This window comes from Massilia phyllosphaerae (assembly GCF_034659755.1).
Taxonomy (GTDB): Bacteria; Pseudomonadota; Gammaproteobacteria; order Burkholderiales; family Burkholderiaceae_D; genus Telluria; species Telluria phyllosphaerae.
In genome coordinates, this window is the sequence record NZ_JAXSQX010000008.1 from 83,769 (window position 1) to 101,427 (window position 17,659).

The window sequence follows — 17,659 nt, forward strand, 5'->3', positions numbered from 1 at the left end:
CGACGAATAGTTGGCTTTTGCACGTCGCCCCTGCGAAGGCAGCGGCCCAAGTTCGAGGCATAGTGTAAAACTTGGACCCCTGCCTGCGCAGGGGCGACGTGCTTGTGCCAACGGCATTGCACGCGTCAGCCATTACTCAAAAACTGCTCTCCATCGTCACCCGCAACTTCGGCCCGCTCGGATAATCCCAGCGCCGCTTCTGCAGGTTCCCGGCCCCATCCAGGTAAGCGATCGCCGACCCCTCATCCTCGCCCAGGATATTCGCCAGCGCCACCCGCCATTGCAGCTTCGGCCCGGCCTTCCATACCACGTAGGCATCCAGGTCGCGCCGGGCCCAGGCATAGGCCCAGCGGTCGACCGCCACCCGTGCCCGCACCGCTTCCTTGAAGGCGAAGCTGCCGCCCATGCTCCAGGCGCCGCGCCGGTAGTCGAGCGCCAGCAGGGCCGACAGCGGCACCTGCTGCTCCATGCGGTTGTCCGGCCCCGGGATCGCATCGACGCGCGACCAGTTGCGGCTGACGCTGGCGCGCAGGTCCAGCGCCGGCGCACCTTCGATCAGGGTGTTCAAGGGGAAGCGCGTCTCCAGCTCGACGCTGCGGGTCTCGGCGCGGGCTTCGTTGACCGGGGTCATGACCCAGCGGTTGCCGTCGAAGTACACGCGGTTGCTGGTGTAATTGCCGATGCGGCGCAGCGAGGTGCCGAGCGAGACCATGGCCTCTTTGGTCCAGTAATGCTCCCAGGCGGCGTCCAGGCCCCAGGCCAGTTCCGGGCGCAGGTTGGGGTTGCCCTGGAAATCGGCTTCGGTCGGGCTGTTGTTTTCGTAGGTCTGGCGGCGCGGCAATAAATTACCCAGAAACGGCGCTTTATAGGTGCGGCTGAGGGCGACGCGCAACTGCCTGGCCTTGCCCGTCTCGGCTTTGGCGCCGGGCAGTTTCCACAGCAGCTGGGCGAGCGGACTCCAGACGCTGGAGCGGATCGTGGTCGCGTCGAACACGTTGCCGGAAGCCCGCGTGCGCAGCCCTTCCCAGCGTATGCCGGCGTAAGCCGACAGCGCCGCGCCCAGCTTCCATTCGTCCTGCCCGTACAGCGCCAGCCGGCTCAGGTTGACGTGGAAGATTTCGTCGGGGATGACGCCCGGCACCAGCGGCCGCAGCGTATCGCGTTCGGCGCGCGTCTCGCGGTGCCGGCTGACACCGCCGTCCCAGCCGACGCTGAGCGCATGCCCGTTGTCGAGTTTGACCGTATATTTGCCGGTAGAAGTGATGCCGCGTTCGCGCAGGCCGGCTGCGACGCTGTCGTCGGTCACCGGCTGCCCGTCGATGCCATTGCCGCTGCGCACCTGCAGGTTGCGGCCCGCGGCACCCTCCAGCCCCACCCTGGCCTCGAGCATCGATCCGGACGCGAAGGCATGCGTCCACGCCAGCGTCGAGCGCAGCGCCGTGTAGTCCGCTTCCATGGCGCTGACGAAGTCGGGCACCGGCGGCGGGCTGCCGGTCTCGGTCGAGACCAGCGTGTGAATGTGGTTGCTGAAGCGGCTGCCATTGAGCAGGGTCTGCCATTCCAGCGTGTCGCCGCCGTCAAGGGTCCAGTTGAATTTCGGGCTGAAGCCGAAGCGGTTCATGCGGCCATCCTCGGGCATCGCACTGGAACGCCGCAGGATGACGGCGCCGCCGGGCGCCACCGTTTCCTCGGCCGTGGAGACGCGCGGACGCGACAGGCTGTCATGCTCGGCATTGGCGGCCACCGCATACGAGGACTTGTCGCCGCGGTCGGCCATGTCGAAGGACGCCCGCGGACCCTGGAAATCGCTGGAAGCCAGGTAGCCCAGCTTGGCCTCGCGCTGCGTCTTGCGCACGCTGCGCCGCAGCACGATATTGATGGTGCCGGCGATGCCCTGTGCCGAATATTCCGCCGTCTGCGCACGCAGCACCTCGATACGCTCGATCAGCTCGGGCGACAGCGCATCCAGCGTATAGCCGGACGGCATGCGCTCGCTGTTGACCAGTACCTGGGTATAGCCGCCGCCCAGGCCGCGCATCTGCACCTGGGTGTCGCGCCCGGTGGTGGTGACCGTCACGCCGGGGATACGGCGGAACACATCGAGCACGTTGCTGTCGCCATACCGCTCCAGGTCCTGGCGCCCGATCACGATCTTCATGGCGGTATCGTCGCGCCGCGCATCGTAGTCGCTGCCGCTGCCCTTGACTTCCACCTGCGGCACCGGCTTGGGCGTGTCCGCTTGCTGGGCATGGGCAAGCAGGGGGATAGGTGCGAGCGTTGCCAGCATGGCCAACTGGCGCTTGTGTGAAGCGGAAACGACAGGCATGTAATCCCCGAAACTGATATTGACACTTAGTGGAACTACAATATGCCAGTTCAGCAATGATTACAACGTATAAATAGAATTTTATTTACTATGTTCTAGCAATTTTCTATACCTTTACGTGGAATTCCATGGAGCAAACACAAAACAAAAAGCCCCCGGCTAGCGGGGGCTTCGGTCGCTTCGCTTGTGCGAAGCAGAAAATCGGTAAAGCGGCGGCAGCTTACAGCGGCGGCAGGAAACCGTCCTTGTAAGGCGCGCCAGCCAGTTCGAGGGCGCGGCGAACTTCCTTGCGGAAGCTTTCCAGGAAACGGCTCAGGCCGGATTTGGTGACGGTCGGGTTCGAAGCGGTGGTGGTAGCATTCATTTGCAACTCCTTGAATTCATTAACGTTCAGCAATGAATCAAGTGTAATCGCACACAAGATATACGTCCAATTTCAATTTCAGATCACATTGATAAACAGAACGTATATCTTGTCGAAACTCCATCTGCTGCACCGCACAACCGATATCACGGCTGTGCATTTCTCATGGGCAATTTTTGAGAAATCAGGGCAGCGGCTTTCCATCCACATCCAGCCTGCGCACCTCGCCCAGGTTCAGCGCCCGGATGTCCTTTTCGATCTTGCTCATGTCGCCCACCACGACCCACACCAGCTGGTTCGGCACGATGGTGCGGGCTGCCAGCGCATTGATCTGCGCCGGCGTCTGCGCCAGGGCTTTTTCCGTAAAGGTGTTGTAGTAATCGACCGGCAACTGGTACTGCAGGATGGTCGAGTAGGCACTGCTGAGCTGTTCGACGGTTTCGAAGCGGCCCGGCAGGCTCAGGGTTTCGCTGGCCTGGGCATCCTTCAATTCCTTGGCCGTGACCGGACGCGGACCCGTGATGTCCTTGTACTCGCGCGCCAGTTCGCGCAGCGAATCCGCGGTCTTGTCGGTCTGGACCGGCGAGGCGCTCATATAGAGTCGCTGGCCCAGCGCCGACACCATCGAGGCGTTCATGCCGTACGACCAGTGCTTGTCCTCGCGCAGGTTCATGTTCATGCGCGAGTTGAAGGTGCCGCCGAGCACGTCGTTCATCAGGGTCAGCGGGATCGCATCCGGCGAATTGCGCGGCGGCGCCAGCTGTGCACCGACGATGTCGCTCTGCAGCGCCCCCGGACGGTCGATCAGGTAGACCACGGTCTTGGCGGGCTGGGCGACGGTGGCCAGGTTCTTCTTCGGCACCTCGCCGGCCTGCCAGCCGCCAAAGGCTTTTTCCAGCAAAGGCTTGATTTCAGCCAGCGTGGTGTCGCCGACCACCAGCAGCGTCGCATTATTCGGACGGAACCAGGTCTGGTGGTAGCGCTGCAGGTCGGCGCGGGTCATGCGCTCGACCGCCGCTTCGGTCCCGCTACCGGTCAGCGGCAGAGCGTAGGCATGGCCGGGACCGTACAGCAGCTCGGGCAGCACGCGCATGGCGATCGCGCGCGGCACCGTCTTTTCGCGCGCGATCGCGGCCAGGCGGTCCTTGCGCAGGCGTTCGAAATCGGCGGCCGGGAATGCCGGGTGCAGCACCACGTCGGCGTACAGGTCGAGCGAACGCGACAGCGTCGGCTTGAGCAGGTTCATGGTGACGAAGCCGCCGTCCAGGTTGCTGCCGGTGCCGAAGGTGGCGCCCAGCGCTTCCAGTTCGCGGCTGATCTCGAGCGAAGAACGTTTATTCGTCCCCTCTTCCAGCATGCGCAGGGTCAGGCTCGCCAGGCCCGGCAATTCCTTCGAGTCGGATGCGTAGCCGCCGTCCAGCATCAGCGACAGGTTGACCACCGGCGCCGCATGGCTTTCCGCCAGCACCACTTTCAAGCCGTTGGACAGGGTGACCGACTGCATCGGCGGCAGGCGCAAGGTTTCCGGATGGCCCAGCGGGGCGCCCTTGCTACGGTCGAGCTTGGTCGTTTCGGCGCTCAGGCCGGTCGGGAAGGGATTCACCTGCAAGACGTAGTCGCCGTCGCTCAGCCAGTCGACCATGGCCTGGCGTACCTGGGCCGGCGTCGCCGCCTTGATGCGCTGCAGATAGGTTTTATAGCAGTCCGGGTTGCCGGTGAAGGTCGTGCAGCTGGCCAGCAGGTCGCTCTTGCCGCCGAAGCCGCCGACGCGCTCGACCACGCGTGTAAACTCGGCCAGGATGCCGGTCTTGGCCAGGCGCAATTCATCGTCGGTCGGGCCGCGCTTCATCAGCGCGCGCAATTCCTCGTCGGCCACGCTTTCCATGCGGGCGACGTCGGCGCCGGGCCGCGCGGTCAGCGTCAGGTCGAACTGGCCGCCGATCTCGCTGGTGCCGTCGGACGCATTGGCCGAGGTCGCCAGCTGTTCCTTGACCACCAGGCGCTGGTACAGGCGCGAGGTCTTGCCGCCGCCGAGCACGCGCGCCGCCAGGTCGAGCAAGGGTTCTTCCGGGGTATTTGCGCCCGGCACGTTCCAGGTGCGGTAGATGCGCGCCTGCGGCACGCGGTCCTGCAGCGTGCCGCGATGGGTGCCGCTGCGCTTGGCGATCCATTCGCGCTGTTTGGCCACCGGCGGGCCGGGCGGGATGTCGCCATAGTATTTCTCGACCTTTTCGCGCGCCTGCTGCGGCGTGATGTCGCCGGCCAGCACCAGCACCACGTTGCTCGGCCCATAGTTGGTCTTGAACCAGTCGGTGACGTCCGTCATCGAGGCGGCATCGAGGTCAGCCATGGAACCGATCACGGTCCAGGAATACGGGTGGTTCGCCGGATAGGTGTTCTCGACAATGGTCTGGTAGACCAGGCCATACGGCTGGTTCTCGCCCTGGCGCTTTTCGTTCTGCACCACGCCGCGCTGCAGGTCGAGTTTTTTCTGGTCGAGCACGCCGAGCAGGTGGCCCATGCGGTCGCTCTCGGCAAACAGCGCATAGTCCAGCATCGAGGTCGGCACGGTCTCGAAATAATTGGTGCGGTCCTGGTTCGTGGTGCCGTTCAGGTCGGTGGAGCCGATGCTTTGCAGGGCCGAAATAAAGGTTTCATTGAAGTTGCTGCTGCCCGAAAACATCAGGTGCTCGAACAGGTGGGCAAAGCCGGTCTTGCCCCGCTTCTCATTCTTGGAACCGACGTGGTACCAGGTATTCACGGCCACCACCGGCGCCTTGTGGTCTTCGTGCACCAGCACCGTCAAGCCATTTTTCAGCACGAACCTGGTATAGGGGATGTCCGGGATCGGAATCTCGGCCGGCGCGGCCAGGGCGGCCGCCTTGGCCGGCGCAGCCTGTACCGGCCAGGCCATGGAGACAGCGGCAACGACCGGCGCCAGCGCCAGGGTCAACGAACGTTTGCTGATACGCATTCTTTTCCTTTGTCCGCTACGCCCGGCGGCAAATGCCGATATATATATATGCATACGCATGCGGTGGCGTGTGACCGCATCCGGCGACCAAATATTCTATGACAGGAAGACAATGCTGTGTTCAAGAAACATTTCATTTCCGTGTCGTCCTGGGCTGACAGACAGCTTGGCGATCCGCTCTCTGCACGTTTTACGCATGAGGCGTATCATGAAGTGCTCGCAAACAGCACAAGGAATGCCTCATGAACCAGCGACGCTCCTTTCTGAAAAGCTCTGCCGTACTGGCATCGGTCCTGGCTGCACCGGCAGTCAAGGCCGCCTCCAAGACCGCACCGGTCGTCGCACAGGCCGCGGCGGTACCGAATGAACGCATCGTGCGTCTCTACAATACCCACACCGGGGAAAGCCTGCGCAGCATCTTCTGGGCCGAAGGCAAGTTCATCCCGGACGCGCTGCAGGACATCAACAAGCTGCTGCGCGACCACCGCAACAACAAGATCGCCGCCATCGATCCACAGCTGCTGGTACTGCTGGATAAAGTAAGCGCCCATTTCGGCGACCACCCGACCGTGCACATCATCTCGGGCTACCGCTCGCCGGAAAGCAATGCCAAGCTGCACGCGAACACCACCGGCGTGGCCAAGCACAGCCTGCACACGGAAGGCCAGGCCATCGACGTGCGCATCCCCGGCAAGGACCTCGCCAGGCTGCACAAGGTGGCGATGGCGCAAAAGGCCGGCGGGGTCGGCTATTACCCGGATTCGGAATTCGTGCACATGGACGTCGGCCGCGTCCGTTACTGGTAATGGCCTTGCCGATGCGGGGGCTGTTCGGTAGTTTGATGATGGTAAACATGATGGCGCTGGCTGCGGTTCCCGCGCATGCGCAGGAAGCGCAGGCGGCGCCCGAGTCAACGGCGCAACCGGCAACCAAGCCGCAAACCGTCACCGTCACCAGCACGCGCGATCCGGTCGACAAGTCCTACCGCAAGATGATCCGCGGCATGGAACGTTTCGAGCGCGAGCACGCGCTGGCGCCCCAGGCGACACTGCGCTTTCGCCTGCTGCCGCGCCTGCCGACGGTGGACATGCGCGGCATCACGCTGAAAGTCGTAGGCGACCGCATCACGGTGCCGGTTCCGGTGGCCGAGGACAATGGCTTCACGCTGCCGCGCAACGAACAGGCGCTGCGCGAAGACGCGGCCGTGATCGCCAACCGCAAGACCACCAGCATGACCTGGCGCGCCCAGGTCGTCACGCCGGGCTTGCCGCCCGATACGCGCCGGCTCGGCGACTTGCGCCTGGAATGCCTGGTCGGCGTCGAAGCGGGCCTGGTATCGAACAGCTCGCCGCTGTTCGGCTGGATCTCGAGCGCGCTGAACAGCCCCGAGCAAGTCTGCAACAGCGCGGACGGCAATTTCCTGTTCTTTACGGAGCGCCCGCTGTTCTCGGTGACGCTGCGCGCCGGCGCGCGCACCGAAGTGCTGCCCTTCCGCATGCTGTACGCCGGCGGCGAACAGACGCGCGACGAGCTGCAGTACTGCGATTGCCAGGTCATGCTCGACCGCACCTATTACGCGCCGATCTGGGACCGCAGCTGGCCGGACGATGCCCTGGTCAGTTTCGAGTACATGGAGGATGCGCCGGCGCCGGCATCCGCACCTGCGGAGGGCACGCCATGAAGCATTTACCCGCATGCCTCATCGGCGCCCTGCTGCTGGCCGGCTGCGCCACCCAGGCGCCGCCGCCCGGCACCGTGGTCGCGCCCGAACGCTTCGGCCAGCTCGTGGTACCCGGCCGCACCACGCGCGCCGAACTGCTGGCGGCCTTCGGCCCGACGCGCTCCGTGGCCTTCGACAGCGGCTACCAGGCGTGGCTGTATTCGGCCGCCGGCGCCGGCGGTGCTAGTGGCAAAGGCGGCGAGGAACTGGTGCTGCTGCTGGACCGCGACGGCATCGTGCGCAAGATGCGGCGGCGGGCGGCTTATCCGACGGATGGTCAGCGCTGAGCGTCAATAGTTCGGCAAATCGATGTGATTCGCGTCGCGCGCGAAGCTGTTGTTGATGAGGTGCTTGACCACCGGCGTGGCGGCCAGATGCATCGCGCCGCGCATCAGCGTCACGCCAGCCCTGGAATGCGGCCATAGCAGGCGCGGCACGATCTTCGGCACGTTCTGGCCCTCTTTCACGAAGGGCCGCATGACGCGCTCGTATGCGTCGAACGCCCGCGCCGTGTCGCCCGAGGCGCGCGCCAGTTCCCCGGCCAGCACGTAGCCGCCGACGATCGCCAGCGTGGTACCGATCCCGGCCAGCGGCGTAGGACACCATGCGGCGTCGCCCGTCAACACGACACGGCCGTCCGACCAGCGTGCCATGCGGACCTGGCGCAGCACGTCGAAATAAAAGTCGTCGGTCTGCCGCATCGCCTCCAGGATGCGCGGAATTTCCCAACCATCGCCGGCAAACTGCGCCTCGATGAAGCGGCGCTGGTCTTCGACTGGCCATTCGTTCTCGCCTTCCGGCTTTTTCTGGATGCCCAGGTAAGCGCCCAACTGGCCGTCGAGCGAACGCTTCAGGGTCGCGCCGCGCCCGTCCACCGTGTTGTACTGGCGGGCGTACGGACTATCCCCGGGCCTGGAGGGCATGCTGAAATAGGCGATGGTAAGGTCCATCCAGCGCGGTTCGTTTTCGCCCGGGAAGACCAGTTCACGTGTGTGCGAGCCGACGCCTTCGGCGACCACCACCATGTCGTAGCGCGCCTGCCTGCCGCTCTCGAAACGCACGGCGACGCCCGCCGCGTCCTGCTCGACGCCCTCGATACGATCGCCGAAACGGAACGCCGCCCGCTGCCGCGCGGCATCGTAGATGATGCGCGCGATGTCGCCGCGACGGATTTCCAGCTCGGCGGTCGGCCCGCTGTCCGTTTCGGAATCGCCGGCCTCGAAGCGTGCGACCACGCTGTCGTCCTCATCCACCCAATCGGTCCCCTGCTCCCGCGTGCTGCGCTGGAATGCAAGTTCCTCCAGTCCCATGCGGCGCAGCACCTCACGCGCGTTGCCGCGCACGTCGACGTTCTGCCCGCCGTCACGAAACGCCGGTGCGTGCTCCACGACCTCCACGTCGAAGCCCTGCTTGGCCAGCCACCATGCGGTGGTGTTGCCGGCGATACTGGCGCCCGTGACGAGAATAGATGCAGGCATGACATGTCTCCCTGATGAGTGAAACAATATCATACATGATATTTATTCGATGGGCGCGTCCAGGTTGGCGATGAGACGGCCAAGGAAGCCGACAAACAGCGCGGCTTCTTCCTGCGTGAAGCCGGTCACGCCCACCGCGTTGACGTCGAGAAGCACGCGGCGGCCGATTGCCGCGGCGTTTTCCCCGGCCGTCGTCAGGCGCACGGCCGCGGCGCGCTTGTCGGACAGCAGCGCTTCGCGCTCGATCAGCGACATGGCCTGGAGCTTGTCCAGCAAGGCCACCATCGCAGGCTGCTTGACGGCGGAGGCGCGTACGATGTCACGCTGGAGCATGGCGCCTTTCCAGGACAGCAGCAGGAGGGGGCCGATCAGCGCGAGCGTCAGGCCGTGATCGCGCAGGCGGGCATCGACCATGCGGTTGAAGGCGCGCGCTGCATGGTTGGCGAGATAGCCTGGCGCGACGGCGGCTTCGGGATGGATATCTGGGTTCATCGGCAAAGCTTAGCGTAGGCTCGACAGCACCTGCAAGCCTCCAGGCGGACCATGCCTGACGCCTCTTGCACGCTGAGCTAGAATAAAAACTTTCAGCGCCCGTTCACTCGATGCCCATGTTCGAATCCGATTCCCCAGCCGCCGTCGTCCAGCGCCAGCTCGACGCCTACAACGCACGCGACGTCGACGCCCTGCTCGCCACCTACGCGCCCGACGCGCGCCAGTACGAACATCCCGCCACGCTGCTGGTCAGCGGCCATGACGCCATGCGTGGCCGTTTCGCCGCCCGCTTCCAGGAGCCTGACCTGCACGCGCGCCTGGTGCAGCGCGTGGTGATGGACAACCTGGTGGTCGACCATGAAATCGTGACGCGCAACTTCCCCGAAGGCAAAGGTGCCCTGGAACTGGTCGCGATCTACGAAGTGGTCGACGGCCTGATCCGCAGCCAGGTGGTGAAGCTCGGTGCCAAGCGGCTCGATTGACATGACACAGCGTTTGCATCCCGGATGGCGGGGGCGTTTACTGGCGATGGCCGCCGGCCTCGGCTGCGCGTTGTCCGTCGTGGCGCAGGACATGCCCTTTGCCGGGCACTGGCTGCCGGACCAGCAGCCGGGCGCCGCGGCGGCCACCTATCCGGCCCTGACGATCAAGGGCGACAGGATGTCATGGGGCGGACCTGCGAAATCGGCGCCGGCCTGTGTCCAGCAATTCGTGCTGCAAAACGAAAAGCCGGGGACGATGTACGTGAATGGGCGCGGCACCAAGTTCATCGCCGGCGTCACCGGCAGCCTGCCCACCTATCTGCTCAAGCTGCGCGCCAACGGTTGCGCGGGCGGTGCCGATGCGGTGCGCATCATCTATCCGATGGTGTACCGGACCGGGCAGATCGAAGTGATCGAATACGTGAACGGCAAGGCGGTCAGCGCGCGGCGCATGCATCGCAAGCAATGACTGACCGTCGTCCGTCGCGCGTAAGGCGTTACGCGGGCTCGGCAGGCGTTCTTGCCCGCAGCTCGTCCAAGGTCACCCCCTCGCCGTTCTCCATCGTATAGCGCAGGTTCTCGAGCTGCACGCCGATGCGTTGGCAGGTGTACAGCAACTTGCCGATGCCCTTGTAGTGCGCATTCACCATCGGCTCGATCACCAGAATGAAGTGCGGATCCCGTTGCAGCGCCGCTTTGAGCGCGTCGACAATGTCCCCTTGCTCAACAAGCTTGCGCCCCTCGATCAGAATGCTCTCATCATCCGGGATGACTGCTTTTATGTGATTGTCCATGATCTCTCTATATGACATGCGCCACCGCCACGATCAGCATCGCGGCCGGCAGCAGCAGCACCTGCGCCGCCAGCGTCCCGGCCAGCCGGCTGCCCACCAGCCAGACGACCGCCTGCCGGAACTGCCCTTCTCCGATCTTGCCTTCGACCACGTCGTCAGTCATGCCCGACATGTGCGGGTCGATGAACACGGCCATCATGATGGTGGCGCCGCCATTGATGATCGATGACAGCGTACTCGACGTGACCCTGACCGAGGGGTCGAGCACGCCGGCATACAGCGCCGCAAATACGCCGACCGTCCATAACGCCGTCGCGCCGACATTCAACACGGTAATCCGACCGGATACGCCATGGCGCGCCCGGAGTTCGGTCAGATTGCGCGCCGCTGGCATGCTGGCCGCATCTTTTACGTAGGAAAGGCCGCCCTTGAAAAAACCGTGCATGATCAGCTTCGGCATCGAGCGGTGCACCTGGAAGTGCAGGACGGCGCGGCAAAACACGCGCTGGAAAGTCGGAATCAAGAGCGCGCCGGCGGCGGTTGCCAGGCTTGCCGAAATGAGCAGCCAGAGGAAATCGCCAAGCAGCGCGTGCTGCGCCAGATGATCGAGATTGTTTTCCACCCGTTTCGCCAGGAACGGGCCGAGGAAGGAATTCGAGGTACGCGATACCAGCATCAGGATGCTGAACAGGGCTAGCGAGACGGCGATGCGCCGGGTCCGCACCCCGGCGATCCGCACCGAATACGCCAGCGTCCCGATCAGGTGGATGACGAAGGTGAGGAAGCAGATCAGCAGGAGTTGGGTGTCCACGTATCCTTGACAAGCAGTGCGTTGAGCAGTGCAACATAGCATACGGACGATGCAAGAAATGCACGCATTCTCACTGCGCCAGCGGGCGCGCCGGCGCCCGGCCCGAATCGTGTACAGTTGAGCATCACTATTCTTACGAAAGAGCACCATGCGCAGGACGATGGGCCGGCTGCTGGCCATGGCGGCGCTGGCCGGCAGCACACAGACGGCAACGGTGGCGGCCCAGACCCTGGACCCGGTCGAGCAGCGCATCGTCGCCGAAGTGCGCTCGCACGCGCCGCAGGCGCTGGACCTGCTCAGGCAAAGCGTGCTGATCAACAGCGGCACGATGAATGCGGGGGGCGTGCGCGAGGTTGGGAAATTGTTCCGCAGTCAGTTCGATGCGCTCGGCTTCCAGACCCGCTGGGTCGACATGCCACCCGCGATGCGCCGTGCCGGCCACCTGCTGGCCACCCGCGCCGGCGCGCCGGGCAAAGGCAAGCGCCTGCTGCTGCTGGGCCACCTCGACACCGTGTTCGAGCCCGGCAGCGCGGTGCCGATGTGGGAACAGAAAGACGGCCGCATCCGTGGCCAGGGCGTGTCCGACATGAAGGGCGGCGACGTGATCGTGATCGCCGCCCTGCAAGCCCTGCAGCGCGCCGGTGCGCTCGAGGGCGCCACGATTGCCGTCCTGTTCAGCGGCGACGAAGAAGACGCCGGCGAGCCGATCGCCACGGCGCGCGCCACGATGCGCGAGCTGGCGCAGCGCAGCGACGCCGCGCTCAGCTTCGAGAGCAGCATCCCCGACCAGGACGGGCGCACCACCGCCACCGTCGGCCGCCGCGCCACCGCCTCGTGGGAGCTGCAGGTGAGCGGGCGCCAGGGCCATTCGATGAATGTGTTCGGCGCCAACGGCTACGGCGCCGTGTACGAGGCGGCGCGCATCCTCGACGCTTTCCGCCGCGAAGTGGCCGAGCCGGGCCTGACCTTCAATCCCGGCCTGATACTGGGCGGTACCGAAGTGAAACGCGACGCCGCCAATGCGCGCGGCAGCGCCTTCGGCAAGACCAACGTGATCGCGAACAGCGTGGCCGTCAGCGGCGACCTGCGCTACCTCGACTACGCCCAGCGCGACCGCGCCCAGGCGCGCATGCGCGCCATCGTGGCCCAGCACCTGCCCGGCGCCGGCGCCAGCATCGCGTTCCAGGAAGCCTATCCGCCGATGGCGGTCACGCCCGGCAACCTGAAGCTGCTCGACCTGTATTCGCGCGCCAGCCGCGATGCCGGCCTGGGGCCGATCGGCGCACTGCCGGCCGAGGCGCGCGGCGCCGGCGACATCCAGTTCGTGGCGCCGCTGGTCGACAGCCTGGACGGCCTGGGCGCGAGCGGCAACGGCGCCCACTCCTCCAACGAAGACCTGGACCCGGCCTCGATCGAACGCGGCGCGATCCGGGCGGCCCTCCTGATCTACAGGCTCACCCGATAAAGAATGGCGGGATATTTGATGCCCGTCGAATTTTGATAATCAAGCGACTTACCCTCACGGGATAAAATCAACCTATGGCACGATTACAGCTCAACTTCCCAGACGACCAGTACTGCTACACGACGATGCTGACGGTGCGCGCCACCGACATCAACGCCGGCAACCACCTGGGCAACGACTCGATGATCTCGATGATTTCCGAGGCACGCGCCCTGTTCCTGTTCGAGTATGGCGTCGCCGAAACCGAGCCGGACGGCACCGGCATCATCGTCACCGACCTGGCCACGATGTACCGCGCCGAAGCGCACGCGCGCGACCAGCTGCTGTTCGAAGTCGGCGTGATGGATTTCAACAAGTACGGCGGCGACGTCATCTTCCGCATCACCCGGCCGAAGGACAAGAAGCTGATCGCCATGGCCAAGCAGGGCTTCGTCTTCTTTAATTACAAGACCAGCCAGGTGGTGGCGATGCCGGAAGAGTTCGAAAGCAAGTTCGAGCGGGTGAACTGGATCGACTGAGAACCGGCACGGCGCCCTGCACGGCAGCGGCGCGGTGCCGGTGAGGGACATCGGAATGCAAAAAAGCCGGCGGCCACGCTGTTCAGCGTGCCGTCCGGCTATACGGTCATGGCACTGCCGGGCCGCACGTGGCGCCCGGCAGCGATCGATCAGACCATCGGCGGATCGGTCTCGCGCGCAAAGGCGCGGTGGCCGGCCAGTGCCTCGATGAAGGACGCCAGCGGCGCATCCACCAGCAGGCCCGGGTCGTCCGAGCCGTCCGGCAGGGCCGTCGGCACCATGGCCTTGGCCAGCAGGCCGGCACCGGCGCCCAGCACTAGGATCGGCTTGCAGTGGCGGTACTGCTCGCGCACGAAGTCGATTGCCTGGGCATTACGGCCCAGTGCTGCCACCACCTGGTCGCCGTCCGGCACGATCATGGCGTCGTAGATCACCGACGGGCCGGCTTCCAGCGAGACTTCGACGCTCAGCGGATCGCCGGCCGACGTCTTGACCTTGCCCAGCATGTTACCGACCAGGCGCGGCACCGCGCCGGCAGCCAGCAGCTCGTCATACATGGCGCGGACCGCATTGCCGTCCACGCCCGGCGCCACCAGGATCGCCACGCGGCGGGTGCGCACGCCGGTCTGGCCCGGGCGGGCCATCAGCGACAGCGACGGCGACGGCGCATACTCGGGCACCGGCGCATTGCTGACGCGCGGCAGCGGGGCCGGCACGTCCATGCCGAGGCCCTCGGCGACCTTGGCCACCAGGCCGTCATCGACGTTGCCCAGCAGCGCCAGGATGCGCTCGCGCACCATCGGGGTCTGCACGCGGCTCAGCTCGAAGCGGAAGGCGTTGGCGATGTGCTCTTGCTCGACCGGGGTCTGGCTTTGGTAGAACAGGCGTGCCTGGCCATAGTGCTCGGCGAACAGCTCGGGATTGCCGCGCACTTTATCGACGCTGGCGATCGGCTCCGGGAAGCTGGTGAAACCGGCGCTGCCGGCCTGGTACGGCACGCCGCCGCCCAGCGAGTTCGGCTCGTAGTTCACGCGGCCGCGGGCGATGGCCTGGCGATGGAAACCGTCGCGCTGGTTGTTCTGGATCTGCACGATCGGCGTATTGATCGGGATCTCGTGGAAGTTCGGGCCGCCCAGGCGGGTCAGCTGGGTATCCTGGTACGAGAAGTTACGGCCCTGCAGCAGCGGGTCGTTGGAAAAATCGATGCCCGGCACGACGTGCGAGGTGCAGAACGCGACCTGCTCGGTCTCGGCAAAGAAGTTGTCCGGGTTACGGTTCAGCACCATGCGGCCGACCGGGGTGACCGGCACCAGTTCTTCCGGCACCAGCTTGGTGGCATCCAGGATGTCGAACGGGAAGGACGCGGCCTGTTCTTCAGTAAAGATCTGCAGGCCCAGTTCCCATTCCGGGAAGTTGCCCGACTCGATCGCTTCCCACAGGTCGCGACGGTGGAAGTCCGGGTCGGCGCCCGAGATGCGCACCGCTTCGTCCCACACCAGCGAGTGGGTACCCTGCAGCGGGGTCCAGTGGAACTTGACGAAGCGCGCCTCGCCCTGTGCATTGATCAGGCGGAAGGTGTGCACGCCGAAGCCTTGCATCGTGCGGTAGCTGCGCGGAATGGCGCGGTCCGACATCGTCCACATCAGCATGTGGGCGATTTCCGGCGACAGGCCGGCGAAATCCCAGAAGGTGTCGTGCGCGGTGGCTGCCTGCGGCATGGCGTGGTGCGGTTCCGGCTTGGCGGCGTGCACCAGGTCCGGGAACTTGATCGCATCCTGGATGAAGAACACCGGGATGTTATTGCCGACCAGGTCCCAGTTGCCTTGCTCGGTGTAGAACTTGACGGCGAAGCCGCGCACGTCGCGCGCGGTGTCGGTCGAGCCGCGCTCGCCGGCCACGGTCGAGAAGCGCACGAACACCGGGGTGCGCTTGCCCTTGGCGGCGAACGGCACGGCGCGCGTCAGGGCGCTGAAATCGTCGTAGGCTTCGAAGAAGCCGTGCGCGGCCGAACCGCGCGCGTGCACCACGCGCTCCGGAATGCGCTCATGGTCGAAATGGCTGATCTTTTCGCGCAGGATGAAGTCTTCCAGCGCGGTCGGGCCGCGCAGGCCGATCTTCAGCGAGTGCTGGTTGTCGGCAACCGGCACACCCTGGTTGGTGGTCAGGTGGCGGTCGGCCGGGTCCACGCGCACGCGGTCGAGCGGGGCGACGGTCGGGTTCTCGCCCTGCGGCGGGTTGCCGCTGCCGACCTTGTCCGAGCTGGCGATCTCGCTGCTGGTGCTGCCGGTGGCGGCGTGGGTTGCCGGCTGGTGATGCTCACCCTCGAGCGGGATAGCGGATGCCTGGCCGTATTCGGACGGCTTGTTCGGGTTGACCGGCATCGCCGCTGCCAGCTGCTTCTCGGCGCTGGTTTTCTCGAGCAGGCGATCGCCGACCGGGTTGCTGCTACCGAGGCTGGAAGGCGGCGTCGGATCCGACGGGCCGGCCATGGTGCTCAGTACGGAGCCTGCACCGTCGGTGGAAGCAACTGGTTTCTTCTTGGAAGGCATTTGTATCCTCGCTGACTGGTTAATTGATTGCGTCTGGTGTCAACACACACCATAGCTCAGCCCGGCAGAACGAAATGTGAAGTGCTTAACATATAGACAATATAGTATTTAAATCATTGCTATTGCATTAATAGATTTTAAGAATGAGATGGCAATAAAAAAGCGCTGCTCTCGCGAACAGCGCTCCCGGTCACGCACAAAGCGCCGGCTCAGCGGTGGCGCCGGTTCGGCAGCGGTGCGATCGTCTTGTCGAACCAATCGTCGATCATCCGCTTTTCGTAGCGCAGCGGTTCGCTGTCCGAAAGGAGGAGAGAGCCTTGCTGGTAATTCATGTCCGCCAGCCTGGCCTCGCCGCTCTTGATGACCTGGCCGTTCTGCTCGACCGCATAGCGCAATTCCATGCGTGGCCAGTCGGCGCGGCCGGTCATCACGCGCAGGTCGCGGCCCGCGCGCGCATTCGGGATCAGGCGCCCGGCCGGATCGAAGTCGGTGACTTCGATGCGCAGGTCCTGGCCTTGCGGCAGCGCCTTGCCCAGCTGCTGGAAATGGTCGGTGATCTGGCCCAGCATCTCGTCGCGCTCCCAGGTCGCGAACGGCAGGTCGTAGAATTTATCGGGGTGGTCATAGACCACGCTCACCGCGGCCGAAGCGGCTCCGGTGCTCAGCGCCAGCAGGCCTGCCAGCGCCCATCGTGTCGACGGTTTCATGTTTTTTCCTCTTTTGTTCACAGGTCTCAGATGGGAATATACGCCGCTTTTTACAGCGTCGTCCGTCTGCCGAACGTCCTGAGTTTGTATCGAAATGTTAGTCCCCGCACAGGCTGTCGCGGAGGGCCGGCGCACAATCGAACCCGACAGTAAACGCCCAGGAGTGCGCCGTGCCCGAAGGCCCATCGCTGTATATATTGAAGGAGCAGACCGCCCAGTTCGTGGGTAAGGAAATCGTGCGCGCCGAGGGCAATACCTGGGCCATCGACACGACGCGCATGGTGGGCCAGCCGATCGTGTCGCTGCGTACCTGGGGCAAGCATTTCCTGATCGAGATGCCGGCCATGGTGGTGCGCATCCACTTCCTGTTGTTCGGCACCTACCGCGTCAATGAAGGACGCGACAAGCCGCCGCGGCTGTCGCTCGGCTTCGCCGACGGCAGCGTGCTGAATTTCTATGCGTGCTCGGTGAAGGAAATCGACCAGGACATCGACGGCATGTACGACTGGGCCGCCGACGTCATGTCCGATGCCTGGGATCCGGCCAGGGCGCGCAAGAAGCTGCGCGCCTGCCCCGACATGCTGGCCTGCGACGCCCTGCTCGATCAGGACATCTTCTCGGGCGTCGGCAACATCATCAAGAACGAGGTGCTGTTCCGCATCCGAGTCGATCCACGCTCGACGGTCGGTGCCCTGCCGCCGGCCAAGCTGCGCGCGCTGGTACAGGAAGCGCGCCAGTACAGCTTCGATTTCCTTGGCTGGAAAAAGGAATTCACCCTCAAGCAGCACTGGCTGGCGCACGCACAGAAAATCTGCCCGCGCTGTCACATCCCCTTCCACAAGGCCAATCTCGGCAAGAGCAACCGGCGCAGCTTCTGGTGCGAACGCTGCCAGAAACGTTACGGCTGATGCGCTGACCCGATGTGTTGCGCGGGTATGAACATTTGTGGACTGTGTTCAATATTTCTTATTGTTAATAG

General features: G+C 64.7%; 17 protein-coding genes. 8 read left to right on the forward strand and 9 right to left on the reverse strand.

From position 1 onward, the window contains the following. Positions 1 to 136: 136 nt before the first annotated feature. The 3 genes from U1H99_RS25505 to U1H99_RS25515 form a co-directional block, all read right to left on the reverse strand. On the reverse strand, positions 137 to 2,326 hold the full coding sequence (locus U1H99_RS25505) for a TonB-dependent receptor plug domain-containing protein (RefSeq protein WP_323144482.1): 2,190 nt from the start codon (positions 2,324 to 2,326) through the stop codon (positions 137 to 139). 220 nt (positions 2,327 to 2,546) lie between these two features. After that, positions 2,547 to 2,690: a hypothetical protein gene (locus U1H99_RS25510; RefSeq protein WP_185748657.1), complete on the reverse strand. Its 144-nt coding sequence runs from the start codon at positions 2,688 to 2,690 to the stop codon at positions 2,547 to 2,549. Between the two features lie 184 nt (positions 2,691 to 2,874). Continuing rightward, a complete protein-coding gene (locus U1H99_RS25515; RefSeq protein ID WP_323144483.1) occupies positions 2,875 to 5,664 on the reverse strand; it encodes a M16 family metallopeptidase in 2,790 nt (929 codons plus the stop codon). A gap of 242 nt (positions 5,665 to 5,906) precedes the next feature. Here U1H99_RS25515 and mepK point away from each other — a divergent pair, with 242 nt between their 5' ends. The 3 genes from mepK to U1H99_RS25530 are packed head-to-tail and all read left to right on the forward strand — an operon-like array spanning position 5,907 to position 7,671. Beyond that, a complete protein-coding gene (mepK, locus tag U1H99_RS25520) occupies positions 5,907 to 6,470 on the forward strand; it encodes a peptidoglycan L,D-endopeptidase MepK (protein WP_323144484.1) in 564 nt (187 codons plus the stop codon). A gap of 47 nt (positions 6,471 to 6,517) precedes the next feature. After that, positions 6,518 to 7,345, forward strand: a complete 828-nt coding sequence (locus tag U1H99_RS25525; RefSeq protein WP_323144485.1) for a hypothetical protein — start codon at positions 6,518 to 6,520, stop codon at positions 7,343 to 7,345. Next, positions 7,342 to 7,671 (forward strand): hypothetical protein, encoded by a 330-nt coding sequence (locus tag U1H99_RS25530; protein ID WP_323144486.1) that lies wholly within the window; start codon positions 7,342 to 7,344, stop codon positions 7,669 to 7,671. Before U1H99_RS25525 ends, U1H99_RS25530 begins: the two co-directional genes overlap by 4 nt. Positions 7,672 to 7,674: 3 nt before the next feature. On the opposite strand, the gene U1H99_RS25535 is transcribed toward U1H99_RS25530, so the two are convergent. Both U1H99_RS25535 and U1H99_RS25540 read right to left on the reverse strand, forming a co-directional pair. After that, positions 7,675 to 8,862 (reverse strand): FAD-dependent monooxygenase, encoded by a 1,188-nt coding sequence (locus tag U1H99_RS25535; protein WP_323144487.1) that lies wholly within the window; start codon positions 8,860 to 8,862, stop codon positions 7,675 to 7,677. Positions 8,863 to 8,904: 42 nt separating this feature from the next. Continuing rightward, positions 8,905 to 9,354, reverse strand: a complete 450-nt coding sequence (locus U1H99_RS25540) for a MarR family winged helix-turn-helix transcriptional regulator (RefSeq protein ID WP_323144488.1) — start codon at positions 9,352 to 9,354, stop codon at positions 8,905 to 8,907. Between the two features lie 116 nt (positions 9,355 to 9,470). Between U1H99_RS25540 and U1H99_RS25545 the strand changes: the two genes are divergently transcribed. Together U1H99_RS25545 and U1H99_RS25550 are read left to right on the forward strand one after the other, a co-directional pair. Further along, positions 9,471 to 9,836 (forward strand): nuclear transport factor 2 family protein, encoded by a 366-nt coding sequence (locus tag U1H99_RS25545; protein WP_323144489.1) that lies wholly within the window; start codon positions 9,471 to 9,473, stop codon positions 9,834 to 9,836. A gap of 1 nt (position 9,837) precedes the next feature. Continuing rightward, positions 9,838 to 10,305, forward strand: coding sequence for a hypothetical protein (locus tag U1H99_RS25550; protein ID WP_323144490.1), 468 nt, complete (start codon positions 9,838 to 9,840; stop codon positions 10,303 to 10,305). Positions 10,306 to 10,333: 28 nt separating this feature from the next. Here the strand turns inward: U1H99_RS25550 and U1H99_RS25555 are convergent, their stop codons facing one another. Beyond that, complete coding sequence (locus U1H99_RS25555) at positions 10,334 to 10,630, reverse strand: hypothetical protein (protein WP_323144491.1); 297 nt, start codon at positions 10,628 to 10,630, stop codon at positions 10,334 to 10,336. A gap of 7 nt (positions 10,631 to 10,637) precedes the next feature. Beyond that, a complete protein-coding gene (locus U1H99_RS25560) occupies positions 10,638 to 11,441 on the reverse strand; it encodes a lipid II flippase Amj family protein (RefSeq protein ID WP_323144492.1) in 804 nt (267 codons plus the stop codon). A 148-nt stretch (positions 11,442 to 11,589) separates the two neighbouring features. On the opposite strand from U1H99_RS25560, the gene U1H99_RS25565 reads away from it, so the two are divergent. Together U1H99_RS25565 and U1H99_RS25570 are read left to right on the forward strand one after the other, a co-directional pair. After that, positions 11,590 to 12,906 (forward strand): M20/M25/M40 family metallo-hydrolase, encoded by a 1,317-nt coding sequence (locus tag U1H99_RS25565; protein WP_323144493.1) that lies wholly within the window; start codon positions 11,590 to 11,592, stop codon positions 12,904 to 12,906. A 74-nt stretch (positions 12,907 to 12,980) separates the two neighbouring features. Further along, positions 12,981 to 13,424 (forward strand): thioesterase family protein, encoded by a 444-nt coding sequence (locus U1H99_RS25570; RefSeq protein ID WP_141835000.1) that lies wholly within the window; start codon positions 12,981 to 12,983, stop codon positions 13,422 to 13,424. Between the two features lie 149 nt (positions 13,425 to 13,573). Here the strand turns inward: U1H99_RS25570 and U1H99_RS25575 are convergent, their stop codons facing one another. After that, positions 13,574 to 15,973, reverse strand: coding sequence for a catalase (locus U1H99_RS25575; RefSeq protein ID WP_323144494.1), 2,400 nt, complete (start codon positions 15,971 to 15,973; stop codon positions 13,574 to 13,576). 209 nt (positions 15,974 to 16,182) lie between these two features. Further along, on the reverse strand, positions 16,183 to 16,680 hold the full coding sequence (locus tag U1H99_RS25580) for a DUF3016 domain-containing protein (protein ID WP_323144495.1): 498 nt from the start codon (positions 16,678 to 16,680) through the stop codon (positions 16,183 to 16,185). A 170-nt stretch (positions 16,681 to 16,850) separates the two neighbouring features. Here U1H99_RS25580 and U1H99_RS25585 point away from each other — a divergent pair, with 170 nt between their 5' ends. Beyond that, complete coding sequence (locus U1H99_RS25585; RefSeq protein WP_323144496.1) at positions 16,851 to 17,588, forward strand: DNA-formamidopyrimidine glycosylase family protein; 738 nt, start codon at positions 16,851 to 16,853, stop codon at positions 17,586 to 17,588. The last annotated feature ends 71 nt before the right edge of the window (positions 17,589 to 17,659 follow it).

Bases quoted from the DNA above. Each gene is read 5' to 3' on its own strand.
- U1H99_RS25505 (WP_323144482.1), bottom strand. From the start codon at position 2,326: ATGCCTGTCGTTTCCGCTTCACACAAGCGCCAGTTGGCCATGCTGGCA.
- U1H99_RS25510 (WP_185748657.1), bottom strand. From the start codon at position 2,690: ATGAATGCTACCACCACCGCTTCGAACCCGACCGTCACCAAATCCGGC.
- U1H99_RS25515 (WP_323144483.1), bottom strand. From the start codon at position 5,664: ATGCGTATCAGCAAACGTTCGTTGACCCTGGCGCTGGCGCCGGTCGTT.
- mepK (WP_323144484.1), top strand. From the start codon at position 5,907: ATGAACCAGCGACGCTCCTTTCTGAAAAGCTCTGCCGTACTGGCATCG.
- U1H99_RS25525 (WP_323144485.1), top strand. From the start codon at position 6,518: ATGATGGCGCTGGCTGCGGTTCCCGCGCATGCGCAGGAAGCGCAGGCG.
- U1H99_RS25530 (WP_323144486.1), top strand. From the start codon at position 7,342: ATGAAGCATTTACCCGCATGCCTCATCGGCGCCCTGCTGCTGGCCGGC.
- U1H99_RS25535 (WP_323144487.1), bottom strand. From the start codon at position 8,862: ATGCCTGCATCTATTCTCGTCACGGGCGCCAGTATCGCCGGCAACACC.
- U1H99_RS25540 (WP_323144488.1), bottom strand. From the start codon at position 9,354: ATGAACCCAGATATCCATCCCGAAGCCGCCGTCGCGCCAGGCTATCTC.
- U1H99_RS25545 (WP_323144489.1), top strand. From the start codon at position 9,471: ATGTTCGAATCCGATTCCCCAGCCGCCGTCGTCCAGCGCCAGCTCGAC.
- U1H99_RS25550 (WP_323144490.1), top strand. From the start codon at position 9,838: ATGACACAGCGTTTGCATCCCGGATGGCGGGGGCGTTTACTGGCGATG.
- U1H99_RS25555 (WP_323144491.1), bottom strand. From the start codon at position 10,630: ATGGACAATCACATAAAAGCAGTCATCCCGGATGATGAGAGCATTCTG.
- U1H99_RS25565 (WP_323144493.1), top strand. From the start codon at position 11,590: ATGCGCAGGACGATGGGCCGGCTGCTGGCCATGGCGGCGCTGGCCGGC.
- U1H99_RS25570 (WP_141835000.1), top strand. From the start codon at position 12,981: ATGGCACGATTACAGCTCAACTTCCCAGACGACCAGTACTGCTACACG.
- U1H99_RS25575 (WP_323144494.1), bottom strand. From the start codon at position 15,973: ATGCCTTCCAAGAAGAAACCAGTTGCTTCCACCGACGGTGCAGGCTCC.
- U1H99_RS25580 (WP_323144495.1), bottom strand. From the start codon at position 16,680: ATGAAACCGTCGACACGATGGGCGCTGGCAGGCCTGCTGGCGCTGAGC.